9 protein-coding genes are annotated in these 12,321 nt (G+C 66.1%); 7 read left to right on the plus strand and 2 right to left on the minus strand.

The genetic code is table 11. The annotated features are described in order from the left end of the window. Together ACN22W_RS37535 and ACN22W_RS37540 are read right to left on the minus strand one after the other, a co-directional pair. Entirely contained in the window at positions 1-1,101 is a 1,101-nt protein-coding gene (locus ACN22W_RS37535; RefSeq protein WP_419690130.1) for an AraC family transcriptional regulator, read from the minus strand. 151 nt (positions 1,102-1,252) lie between these two features. Continuing rightward, complete coding sequence (locus tag ACN22W_RS37540) at positions 1,253-1,708, minus strand: carboxymuconolactone decarboxylase family protein (protein WP_193102991.1); 456 nt, start codon at positions 1,706-1,708, stop codon at positions 1,253-1,255. 607 nt (positions 1,709-2,315) lie between these two features. Between ACN22W_RS37540 and ACN22W_RS37545 the strand changes: the two genes are divergently transcribed. The 7 genes from ACN22W_RS37545 to ACN22W_RS37575 all read left to right on the plus strand — a co-directional run bounded on the left by ACN22W_RS37545 (position 2,316) and on the right by ACN22W_RS37575 (position 12,292). Further along, positions 2,316-3,950 (plus strand): AMP-binding protein, encoded by a 1,635-nt coding sequence (locus tag ACN22W_RS37545; protein WP_419690131.1) that lies wholly within the window; start codon positions 2,316-2,318, stop codon positions 3,948-3,950. Continuing rightward, positions 3,950-5,110 carry an AraC family transcriptional regulator gene (locus ACN22W_RS37550; protein ID WP_419690132.1) on the plus strand — a complete coding sequence of 387 codons (1,161 nt, stop codon included), beginning with the start codon at positions 3,950-3,952 and terminating at the stop codon, positions 5,108-5,110. The genes ACN22W_RS37545 and ACN22W_RS37550 overlap by 1 nt, the downstream gene beginning before the upstream one ends. Before the next feature lie 369 nt (positions 5,111-5,479). Then, a complete protein-coding gene (locus tag ACN22W_RS37555; RefSeq protein WP_048249885.1) occupies positions 5,480-7,270 on the plus strand; it encodes an acyl-CoA dehydrogenase in 1,791 nt (596 codons plus the stop codon). Between the two features lie 81 nt (positions 7,271-7,351). Next, positions 7,352-8,980 carry an electron transfer flavoprotein-ubiquinone oxidoreductase gene (locus tag ACN22W_RS37560; RefSeq protein ID WP_419690744.1) on the plus strand — a complete coding sequence of 543 codons (1,629 nt, stop codon included), beginning with the start codon at positions 7,352-7,354 and terminating at the stop codon, positions 8,978-8,980. A gap of 42 nt (positions 8,981-9,022) precedes the next feature. Then, positions 9,023-10,216 carry a beta-ketothiolase BktB gene (gene bktB / locus ACN22W_RS37565; protein ID WP_412025838.1) on the plus strand — a complete coding sequence of 398 codons (1,194 nt, stop codon included), beginning with the start codon at positions 9,023-9,025 and terminating at the stop codon, positions 10,214-10,216. Positions 10,217-10,254: 38 nt separating this feature from the next. Next, positions 10,255-11,106, plus strand: coding sequence for a 3-hydroxybutyryl-CoA dehydrogenase (locus ACN22W_RS37570; RefSeq protein ID WP_419690133.1), 852 nt, complete (start codon positions 10,255-10,257; stop codon positions 11,104-11,106). A 271-nt stretch (positions 11,107-11,377) separates the two neighbouring features. Then, on the plus strand, positions 11,378-12,292 hold the full coding sequence (locus ACN22W_RS37575) for a LysR substrate-binding domain-containing protein (protein WP_343494306.1): 915 nt from the start codon (positions 11,378-11,380) through the stop codon (positions 12,290-12,292). The last annotated feature ends 29 nt before the right edge of the window (positions 12,293-12,321 follow it).

Consider the following 12,321-nt stretch of genomic DNA (forward strand, 5'->3'; position numbering starts at 1 on the left):
TTACCCGCCGCGCTTGCGCCGCACGTCGCTCGGCGTCGTGCCGGTCCAGCGCTTGAACGCGTGACGGAACCCGACCGCATCGCTGAAGCCGAGCGTCAGCGCGATGTCTTCGGTGCTGAGCGTGGTCGTGCTGAGGTAATCGATCGCGAGCGCCTTGCGCACGCTCGTCAGCAGTTCGCTGTACGACGTGCCTTCGGCTTCGAGCTTGCGGCGCAGCGTGCGCGACGTGATGCAGAGGATGTCCGCGATCGCGTCGATGTCCGGGAAGTGTCCCGGCGTGCGCGTGAGCTCCTGGTAGACGCGTCGCGTGATGCCCGGCTGGCTGCGCAGTTCGTCGAGCAATTGCGCGCAGTGCGACGACACCTGCGCGGCGGTGATCGGATTCGCGAGCTGCGGCGCGCGCGTGAGCCACGCGGCCGGGTAGCTGAGCACATGATGCGGCTGATCGAACGCGATCGGGCATTCGAGTGCGTCGGCCAGCGATCCCGCGTGCGCCGGCTGCGGCTGCGCGAACTGCGCGCGCGCCGGCACGCACCACGCACCCATTACGTCCTTGATGATCGTCACGTGCAACGCGAACTGCATGTCGATCAGGAAACGGTACAGCGGCACGTCGAGATCGGGCAGCGCGACTTCGTGCCGGTCCGGAAACAGCCATGACGCGGTATCGCCCTGTACGACCCAGCGGATCGGGAGCATGCCGTTCGCGAGCCGGTGATATTTGACGGCCGAATCGAACGCGTGCGCGAGCGATGCCGAGCACAGCATCGCGTAACCGTACATCCCGTAGCTCGACGCATGCAGCAGGCGGCCGACGCGCACGCCGAGATCGGTGCCGTCGTACCGGCCGATCGCATTGCGCGCGGCCGTCAGGAACTGCAGCGGCGACGTGAGCGTAAACGGGTCCGCGACGGCGGCCGGCGTGAGGCCGGTGCCGTCGAGCACCGCGGCCGGGTCGAGGCCGGCTTGCGCCGCCACGTCGACCAGCACGGCCAGCTTGGCCGGCGAGAAACGCTGCTCGCGCAACGTGTGGATGGGCGTGGCGTCCGGCAGGCGGGCTGCGCGGGCGGCCGTCGGGTTCAAGAGCGCACTGCGCGGCATGGCTGGATCCTGCGTCCGAATCGATATCGTTTACGGCACGCAATTCTGATCGGGATCGGTCCCATGCGCCACAGGGTTCACCCTGATACGCGCGCCGGCGCCGCCTGGCGAGGCCGGCCCGACGGCCAGCCTAAGCCGGTTTCGACCGGTTTCAACCGGCCTGGAATACGCCGGCCTGCCACGCGAACGGTTTCGCGAGCCGGTTCCACGTGTTGATCTGCGCGACGATCAACGTGAGCGTCGCGAGTTCGTCGCGATCGAAATGCGCACGCGTCGCGTCGACGAGTTCGTCGCCGATCGCGTTTTCGCTGATCAGCGTCAGCGCTTCGGCCCAGCGCAGCGCGGCCTGTTCCTTCGGGCTGTAGAGATCGGGCGTTTCGTGCCACACGGGCAGCAAGTGGTAGCGCAGCGGATCCTCGCCCGCGTGGATGCCTTCCTTGATATGACGGTCGAGACAGTACGCGCAGCCGTTCAACTGCGAGACGCGTGCACGTACCAGCTCGACGAGCCTGAAATCGTGGCCGGTGTTGTTCGCGTATTCCTCGACATTGAGCACGACGTCGAGCAGCCGGGCGGGAAGTTGTCCAAACGAGATGCGTTCTGGCATGGCGACTGACCTTTGTGAGAGCGGGATACGATCGTTGGGTGGATGGGTGGCGTTGTTTGTTCCGGTTCGGCGTGCTGCCGCGATCGGCGGCATATCGAAAGTAATCCTGATTAACGGGTGGCAGGATCAACCGGTGTGTCCAGACAACATCGCACGCATGATCCGTCGTGCGGATGCGTGTGTGTCGGCTTCATCCGCGGTGGTGCGCGGCAGGTTCGGCCACGGTGAACCGGAAGCGAAGCGATCGTATCAGGCGCGACCGTCGGCAGGAATCGCCGGAATCCGTATGTTGTTCATGTTGATGGGCCGATAGTCGATACGCCGGAGCGGTCAGCCGCGATTGTCCGGATCGGTGCGCAGGATCGCGTCGGCGAACTCGACGAATCCGCTGCCGCCCGGGCCCTGTGTGATCCATCGCGGCACGAAGTTGCCTAGACAAGCGCATGCGCGCGTGTCCGTTTCGATCATCTTTTCGGCCGCCCGGATCATTTTCAAAGTGCGTCGCGCGGGCGATAGTCGCCAGTCAGGCGACGGCCCGCGCCCTTCGGCGTGCAGGCCGCCGTGCGAACGGCGCGCTCCGCGCGTGCCGTCCCCCGAGGAGTGAGACATGACGAAGAGACACTGGACCGGGTCGTATGGCTCGATCCCCGCCGAGATCGACGCCGATCTCCATCCTTCCGTAAGCGCGCTGCTGGACGACGCAATGCGCCGCTTCGCCGATCGTCCGGCATTCCATGCGTTCGGCCGCACGCTCAGCTATGCCGACGTCGACCGCCTGTCGACCGCGCTGGCTGCGTATCTGCAGCAGGTCGTCGGTGTCCGCAAGGGCGATCGCGTGGCCGTGATGCTGCCCAACGTGCTCGCGTTTCCGGTCGTGTTCGTCGCCGTCGCGAAGATTGGCGCGATCCAGGTCAACGTGAACCCGCACTACACCGCGCGCGAACTCGAGCATCAGCTCAACGACGCGGGCGTCGAGGTCGCCGTCGTATGCGGCGGGTCGATGGGCACGTTCGCCGACGTGGTCGGCGGTACGGGCGTGCGTACCGTGCTGAGCGTGGGGCGCGGCGATCTCGGCGTCGTCGATGCGCCGGCCGGCGCATGCGACGCGCTGCCGCCCGGTTCGATCGCGCTCGCGGACGCCATTGCAGCAGGCGAATCGCTCGCGTGCGAGCCGGTCGCGCTGGGCGGCGCGGATCTGCTGCTGTTGCAGTACACGGGCGGCACGACCGGATTGTCGAAGGGCGCGGCGCTGTCGCACCGCAACCTCGTCGCGAACATCGAACAGTTCGCTGCGATCGTGCCGGCTGCACGGGAGCCGGGCGAAGAGGTCGTCGTCACGGCGATCCCGCTGTATCACATCTTCGCGCTGACGGTGAACTTCCTGTCCTACTTCGCGATCGGCGCGCAAAACTGGCTCGTCGCGAATCCGCGCGACATGGACGGGTTCATCGACGTGCTGAAGGCCGCGCGGCCGACGATATTCGTCGGTGTGAACACGCTGTACGCGGGGCTCGCGGGCCATCCGCGGCTGAAGGAAGTCGACTGGTCGCGGCTGAAGCTGTCGGCCGGCGGCGGCGCGGCGGTGATCGACGTGATCTCGTCGCGCTGGAAGGCGGTGACGGGCAATTTCATCCGCGAGGGCTACGGGCTGTCGGAAACGTCACCGGTCGTGTCGTTCAACCCGCAGTCGATCGATGCGTTCACGGGCACCACCGGCCTGCCGCTGCCGTCGACCGACGTGAAGCTGCTGGACGACCAGGATCGCGAGGCGGCAATTGGCGAAGCGGGCGAGATTTGCGTGAAGGGGCCGCAGGTGATGACCGGCTACTGGCAGAAGCCGGACGCGAACGCGGCCGCGTTCACGGCGGACGGTTATTTCCGCACCGGCGACGTTGGCGTGTTCGACGCAGCCGGTTTCCTGCGGATCGTCGACCGCAAGAAGGACATGATCATCGTGTCGGGCTTCAACGTGTACCCGAACGAGGTGGAAGCCGTCGCGACCGCGCTGCCGGGCGTGGCCGAATGCGCGTGCATCGGCGTGCCGGACGCGCGCACCGGCGAGGCCGTCAAGCTGTTCGTGGTGCTGGCGCAGGATGCCGACGTGACGGAGGAACAACTCGTCGCGCATTGCCGCGCGAGCCTCGCGGCGTACAAGGTGCCGAAGATCGTTCGTTTCGTCGACCGGCTGCCGAAGTCGACGGTCGGCAAGATCCTGCGCCGGGAACTCAGCCGCACCGACTGATGGCGCCGACGCGCCGCGCGGCCGCGGCTGCGCGGCCCGGCGTGCCGAAGGCCCCGAAGCTTCCGCGAGGGCCGCTCAAGTACAATGCGAGCGGTTCGATCGACGGGGACGCGATGACCGGCTCAGATTCACTTTCCGCCCAGCCCGGGCGTGCGCTGCCGTCGCCGAGCGCGACGGTGCCGATCTCGCTCGTCAACGGTTTCCTCGCGAGCGCCGGCGCGCAGCGCGACGTGGTCGAGCGCTACCTGCGCGGGGCCGGCATCCCGCTCGAGCTGCTCGGCGAGCCGCATGCGCGCGTGACGGAGGAGCAGTTCTCGACGCTGTACCGCACGCTCGCAATCGACCTCGACGACGAGATGCCCGGCATCTTCTCGCGCCCGCTGCGCGGCGGCACGCTGAAGTACCTGTGCCTGAGCCTGCTCGATGCGCGCAACCTCGAAACGACGCTGCATCGTTTCGGGCAATTCTTCCATATCCTGCTCGACGATTTCTTCGTCGAATCGAAGCGCGACGGCCTCGTCGCGCAAGTGCTGTTGCGTCCGAACGAGGCCATCGGCCCGATCGGCGCGCTCGGCCAGGAACTGATGCTCAAGCTCGTGCACGGCGTGTGTTCCTGGCTGATCGGGCAGAAGATCCCGCTGCTGCAGATCGAGTTCGCGTGCCCGCGGCCGCGCCATGCGGTCGACCATCTGTACTTCTTCACCGGCTCCGTGCAGTTCGACTGCGAGCGCACGCTGATGCGCTTCAGCGCCGACTACCTCGACGCGCCGATCCGGCAGAGCAAGCGCAACCTGCGCAAGTTTCTGGCGCGCGCGCCCGGCGACTGGATTTTCGAATCGTTCAGCGAACAGCTCGTGTGCCATCGCGTGCGGCAGTACCTGTCGGCGGCGTTGCCCGACCTGCCGGCGATCGACCAGGCGGCCGAGCACCTGCATTGCTCGGTGCGCACGCTGAGCCGCCACCTTGCCGCCGAAGGGACGACGTTCCAGGTGCTCAAGGACGAACTGCGGCGCGACATCGCGATCCAGCGGCTGACCGATACGCCCGATACGATCGCGGCGATCGGCGCCGACATCGGCTTCGACGACCCGAGCGCGTTTCATCGCGCGTTCCGGCACTGGACGGGGAGTACGCCGGGGACGTATCGGCGGCAGGCGTAGCGTTTTTTTCAAACCGCTCCCATAACCGGCTCCTTTCGTTCGCTCCCATGGCCGGCTCCCATAGGCGATTCCCATAACCGGCTCCCGTAGTCGCCGCCGGCGTGCCGCGCCGCTTTGGCCCCATAGGCCGGCACACCGATTGTTGGCCGTTTTCGTCGAAACCGGCTCCGGCCAAACCCTTATCCGGCCTGCCGTTTCCGGCAACACCCGCTTATCGCGTGGCCGATTTTGTCACTATGTGGGCCGGATATGACAACGGGAATCGACCGTCCCGGCATTACGATGGGTCACGTCGTCGCCTGGGTCGACCGGTTTGCCGCATCGATCCAGCAGCGCGCCCCATTCACCGCCTGATTTGGAACATCGACCATGAGCTATAACGCCCCCGTCAAGGACATGCTGTTCGTGCTGAAGGAACTCGCGGGCATCGACGCCGTTGCGCAGTTGCCGGGCTTCGAGGATGCGGGTTACGACACGGCGCAGGCCGTGCTCGACGAGTCCGCGAAATTCTGCGGCGAGGTGCTGGCGCCGCTGAACGTCGAAGGCGACCGCAACCCGAGCAGCTGGAAGGACGGTGTCGTGACCGCGACGCCGGGCTTCGCGGAAGCGTTCCGCCAGTTCGTCGAAGGCGGCTGGCAAGGGCTGCAGCACCCGGCCGAGTACGATGGCCAGGGCCTGCCGAAGCTGATCGCGACGCCGTGCATCGAGATGCTGAACGCGTCGAACCTGTCGTTCGCACTGTGTCCGCTGCTGACCGACGGCGCGATCGAAGCGCTGCTGACGGCCGGCACCGACGAGCAGAAGCAGCGCTACGTGCCGAAGCTGATCTCGGGCGAATGGACCGGCACGATGAACCTGACCGAGCCGCAGGCCGGCTCCGATCTGGCGCTGGTGCGCTCGCGCGCCGAGCCGCAGGGCGACGGCACGTACAAGGTGTTCGGCACGAAGATCTTCATCACGTGGGGCGAGCACGACATGGCGGACAACATCGTCCACCTGGTGCTGGCCCGCACGCCGAACGCGCCGGAAGGCGTGAAGGGCATCTCGCTGTTCATCGTGCCGAAGTTCATGGTCAATGAGGACGGTTCGCTGGGCGCGCGCAACGACGTGCACTGCGTGTCGATCGAGCACAAGCTCGGGATCAAGGCGAGCCCGACGGCGGTGCTGCAATACGGCGACCACGGCGGCGCGATCGGCTACCTGATCGGCGAGGAGAACCGCGGCCTCGAATACATGTTCATCATGATGAACGCGGCGCGTTTCGGCGTCGGGATGCAGGGGATCGGCGTGGCCGACCGCGCGTACCAGAAGGCGGCGGAATTCGCGAAGGAACGCGTGCAGAGCCGCCCGGTGGACGGGTCGGCCAAGCAATCGGTGACGATCATCCATCACCCGGACGTGCGCCGGATGCTCGGCACGATGCGCGCGCTGACCGAAGGCGCGCGGGCGCTGGCGTACGTGGCAGCCGCGCACAGCGACGTTGCCCACCGCCATTCGGACGAGGCGACGCGGGGCCGTCATCAGGCAATCTACGAGTATCTGGTGCCGGTCGTGAAGGGCTGGAGCACGGAGATGGTGAATGACGTGGCGAGCCTGGGCGTGCAGGTGCACGGCGGGATGGGCTTCATCGAGGAGACGGGCGCGGCGCAGTACTACCGCGATGCGCGGATCCTGGCGATCTACGAAGGGACGACGGCGATCCAGGCGAACGACCTGGTCGGCCGCAAGACGATGCGCGACGGCGGCGCGGTGGCGAAGGCGCTGATCGCGGAGATCGACGCGACGGTGGCGGCGCTGGGCAAGCTGGACGGCGCGGCGGCGGCATCGATGAAGGCGCAGCTGGAGAAGGGCGCGCGTGCGCTGTCGTCGGTGGTGGACTACGTGGTGGCGAACGTGAAGCAGGACCCGAACGCGGTGTTCGCGGGCAGCGTGCCGTACCTGAAGCTGGCGGGCGTGGTGCTGTGCGGGTGGCAGATGGCGCGTGCGCTGGTGGCGGCGCAGGCGAACCGCGCGAGCGACCCGGCGTTCTTCGATGCGAAGATCGCGATTGCGCAATGCTATGCGGAACACGTTCTGGTGCAGGCAGGCGGGCTCGAAGCGTCGATCGTCGGCGCGAAGGGCAACGAGAGCGTGCTCGCGTTGACGGAAGACCAGTTCTGACCGGTTGACGGTCGGGACGCTGGAGGAGACAGGATTTTGACCACACAGGACTTGCTCGCGCAATACGGCCCGCGCGAATCGATGGAATACGACGTCGTGATCGTCGGCGGCGGCCCCGCCGGGTTGTCGGCGGCGATCCGGCTCAAGCAGCTGGCCGCCGAGAAAGGCACCGAGATCGGCGTGTGCGTGCTCGAGAAGGGTTCCGAGATCGGTGCGCACATCCTGTCGGGTGCGGTGATGGACCCGCGCGCGATCACCGAGCTGTTCCCCGACTGGAAGGAGCAGGGCGCGCCGCTCAGCGTCGAGGTGACGGAAGACCGTTTCCTGTTCCTGTCCGAGAAGAGCGCGGTGACCACGCCGAACTGGGCGCTGCCCGAGAACTTCAAGAACCACGGCAACTACGTGATCTCGCTGGGCAACGTCACCCGCTGGCTCGGCCAGCAGGCGGAAGCGCTGGGCGTCGAGATATTCCCGGGCTTCCCGGCCGCCGAGATCCTCTATAACGACGACGGCTCCGTGAAGGGTGTCGCGACCGGCAACATGGGCGTGGGCAAGGACGGCGAGCCGACCGAGAACTTCCAGCTCGGCATGGAGCTGCACGCGAAGTACACGCTGTTCGCCGAAGGCTGCCGCGGCCACCTCGGCCGCCAGCTGATCTCGACGTTCAAGCTCGACGCGAACGCCGAGCCGCAGGCGTACGGGATCGGCATCAAGGAACTGTGGGAAATCGATCCCGCGAAGCACAAGCCGGGCCTCGTGATCCACACGGCCGGCTGGCCGCTGAAGTCCGATACCTACGGCGGCTCGTTCCTGTATCACATGGACAACAACCAGGTCGTGGTCGGCTTCGTGGTGGGCCTTGGCTACACGAACCCGTACCTGTCGCCGTTCGAGGAATTCCAGCGCTACAAGACGCACCCGTCGATCCGCGCGTTCCTGGAAGGCGGCAAGCGCGTATCGTACGGCGCGCGTGCGATCACGGCGGGCGGTCTGCTGTCGCTGCCGAAGACGGTGTTCCCGGGCGGCGCGCTGATCGGCGACGATGCAGGCTTCCTGAACGCATCGCGGATCAAGGGCAGCCACGCGGCGATCAAGACCGGCATGCTGGCTGCCGACGCCGCGTTCGACGCGCTGCAGGCCGGCCGTCAGTCGGACGAACTGAACGCATACCCGGACGCCTTCAAGCAGTCGTGGCTGCACACGGAGCTGTACCGCGCGCGCAACTTCAAGCAGTGGATGGCCAAGGGGCTGTACCTGGGCACGCTGATGGTGGGGATCGAGCAGAAGGTGATGGGCGGCAACGTGCCGTGGACGCTGCATCACCAGCATGCCGATCATGAAATGCTGAAACCGGCGTCGCAGTGCGAGCCGATCGAGTATCCGAAGCCGGACGGCAAGCTGACGTTCGACCGGCTGTCGTCGGTGTTCATCTCGAACACGAACCACGAGGAGAACCAGCCGGCGCACCTGACGCTGAAGGATGCGAGCGTGCCGGTGAACGTGAACCTGCGCACGTACGCGGGGCCGGAGGCACGCTTCTGCCCGGCGGCGGTGTACGAGTTCATGAAGAACGACGACGGCAGCGATCGGCTGGTGATCAACGCGCAGAACTGCGTGCACTGCAAGACCTGCGACATCAAGGACCCGACGCAGAACATCGTGTGGGTCACGCCGGAAGGCGGCGGCGGGCCGAATTACCCGAACATGTAACGTATCAACGCGCCTGCGTGCGCGAACGAACCGGAGCAGACGATGAGCAATGCAGCGAAAGAAGTCGTGGTGGTGAGCGGTGTCCGTACCGCGATCGGTGATTTCGGCGGCAGCCTGAAGGATTTCTCGCCGACCGACCTCGGTGCGAAGGTCGTGCGCGAAGTGTTGTCGCGCGCGAACGTGCCGGGCGACGCGGTCGGGCATGTCGTGTTCGGCCACGTCGTGAACACGGAACCGAAGGACATGTATCTCGCGCGCGTCGCGGCGATCGACGGCGGCGTCGCGCAGCACGCGCCGGCGCTGACCGTGAACCGCCTGTGCGGCTCGGGCCTGCAGGCGATCGTGTCGGCCGCGCAGACGATCATGCTCGGCGATGCCGACGTCGCGATCGGCGGCGGGGCGGAGAGCATGAGCCGCGCGCCGTACACCGTGCCGGCCGCGCGCTTCGGCCAGCGCATGGGCGACGGCAAGCTCGTCGACATGATGCTCGGCGCGCTGCACGACCCGTTCCAGACGATCCACATGGGCGTGACGGCCGAGAACGTCGCACGCAAGTACGACATCTCGCGCGACGCGCAGGATGCACTCGCGCTCGAATCGCATCGTCGCGCGGCGCGCGCGATCGCTGAAGGGCGCTTCAAGGATCAGATCCTGCCGATCGCGATCCGCTCGAAGAAGGGCGAGGTGGCGTTCGATACCGACGAGCACGTGCGTCACGACGCGAGCGCGGACGATTTCACGAAGCTGCGCCCGGTGTTCGCGAAGGAGAACGGTACCGTGACGGCCGGCAATGCGTCGGGCATCAACGATGCGGCCGCGGCCGTGCTGATGATGAGCGCGGACGCCGCGCGTGCGCAGGGTGTGAAGCCGCTCGCACGTCTGGTTGCCTATGCGCATGCGGGCGTCGATCCGGCCTACATGGGTATCGGCCCGGTGCCGGCCACGCAGAAGGCGCTCGAACGCGCGGGCCTGAAGATTTCCGATCTCGACGTGATCGAGGCGAACGAGGCGTTCGCCGCGCAGGCCTGCGCGGTCACGCAGGAGCTCGGCCTCGATCCCGCGAAGGTCAACCCGAACGGGTCGGGCATCTCGCTCGGCCACCCGATCGGTGCGACCGGTGCGCTGATCACGGTCAAGGCGCTGTACGAGCTGAAGCGCATCGGCGGGCGTTACGCGCTCGTGACGATGTGTATCGGCGGCGGCCAGGGGATTGCTGCGATCTTCGAGAACATCTGATAATCGAACGCTCAGCACCCGAACACACAGGAACTTTCATGGCCATCGAAATCGTCGGCGTCGTGGGCGCCGGAACCATGGGCAACGGCATTGCGCAAACCGCCGCCGTTGCGGGACTCAACGTCGTGATGATCGACGTCAGCGATGCGGCGCTCGACAAGGGCATCGCGACGCTGAAGGGCAGCCTCGAGCGGCTCGTGTCGAAGGACAAGCTCGACGCGGCCACACGTGACGCGGCGCTGGCGCGCATCACGACGTCGACCGACTACGCGAAGCTCGCGTCGGCCGACATCGTGATCGAAGCCGCGACCGAGAACGTCGATCTGAAGGGCCGCATCCTGAAACAGATCGAGGCCGTCGCGCGGCCGGACGCGATCATCGCGACCAACACGTCGTCGATCTCGATCACCGCGCTCGCGGCGCCGCTCGCCGATCCGTCGCGCTTCGTCGGCATGCACTTCTTCAACCCGGTGCCGCTGATGCCGCTCGTCGAGATCATCCGCGGGCTGCAGACGAGCGAGGCGACCGCGTCGGCCGTGCGTGCGCTCACCGAGCGTTTCGACAAGTCGCCGATCGGCGTGCGCAATTCGCCGGGTTTCGTCGTGAACCGGATCCTCGTGCCGATGATCAACGAGGCGTTCTTCGTGCTGGCCGAGGGCATCGCGTCGGCCGAGGAGATCGACGCGGGGATGAAGCTCGGCGCGAACCACCCGATCGGGCCGCTCGCGCTGGCCGATCTCGTGGGCCTCGACGTGTGCCTCGCGGTGATGGACGTGTTCGTGAAGGACTTCGGCGATCCGAAGTATCGTGCGTGCCCGCTGCTGCGCGAGATGGTGTCGGCAGGGCGGTTGGGGCGGAAGACGGGGCGTGGGGTGTATGACTACGCTTGACGCGTAGCGAGGTCGTTGAATCGGATCGCGAGTCGGGCCGGATGGCATGGTTCATCCGGCCCGACTCGCGTTTGCATTTTTCCGTCCGGGTCGTCCGTTGCGCGGGCGGGGGCATGGGATCGAAGCCTGCGTTGCCATCAAGGGGCCTTCAAGCCGGGCAACACCATGACACATTGCGCTCGATAGGGTGCCCGTTGCTCCTCTACCGATTTGTCCGCCTCTTTGCTAATGTGTCTTCGATTCAGCCCACACCCGGATGTCCAAGGCATATATGGAAATCAAGTGGATCGAGGATTTCATCGCTCTCGCCCAATACCAAAGCTTCTCCCGAGCAGCGGAGTTTCGTAACGTAACGCAGTCGGGTTTTAGTCGCCGAATCCAGTCGCTCGAGCAGTGGATCGGCGCCGAACTGATCGATCGCAGCAGCTTCCCGCCTGTGCTGACACCGGCCGGACAACTATTTCGCGAGACGGCTGAAGACGTGCTCAGCCGACTGTTCGACACACGCGCAATCATTCGCACCGAGCAACGAATCGCCGGCAAGAGCCTGCAGATTGCTGCCGGCCACACGATCGCACTCAGTTTCCTGCCGGGCTGGCTCAAAGCTCTGGCGCCCCATTTCGGCGAGGTGCGGGCGCGCGTTATTCCAACGAACGTCCACGACTCGATCCTGATGCTCGTCAACGGAAACTGCGAGCTTATGTTTGCCTATCATCATCCCGAGCTGCCGTTGCATCTCGACCCGGGCAGATACGAGCACGTGACCGTCGGTATCGATACGCTGATGCCGGCATGCAAGCCCAACCGGCGGTCGGCACCCGCTTTTCGCCTGCCGGGGACGAAGCAGAATCCGCTGCCGCTTATTTCGTATACGGAAACCAGCTACTTCGGACGTTGTCTTGCGCTGCTGCTCGCTCGGGCACCCGATACGCCAGCGTTGCAGCTGCACTACGAGTCCGATATGGCCGAAGTGCTGAAGAAGCTCGTGCTGGAGGGCGAGGGTGTAGCGTGGTTGCCCAAGAGCTCGATCGCCGCCGAGCTGGAGACCGGCGACCTCGTGCCTGCCGGCCCGGCAGCGTGGTATCTCGAAGTCGAGCTGCGCGTCTATCGCGACGCCTCCAATCGCAGCGAATTTCTGGATACGCTTTGGCAACACCTTCGTGCTGCATCGCCCCGACTCGGTTAGGGTTTTCCCATATTATGCGGATCTCGCAT

Source organism: Burkholderia theae (genome assembly GCF_048565265.1).
Classification (GTDB): Bacteria; Pseudomonadota; Gammaproteobacteria; order Burkholderiales; family Burkholderiaceae; genus Burkholderia; species Burkholderia theae.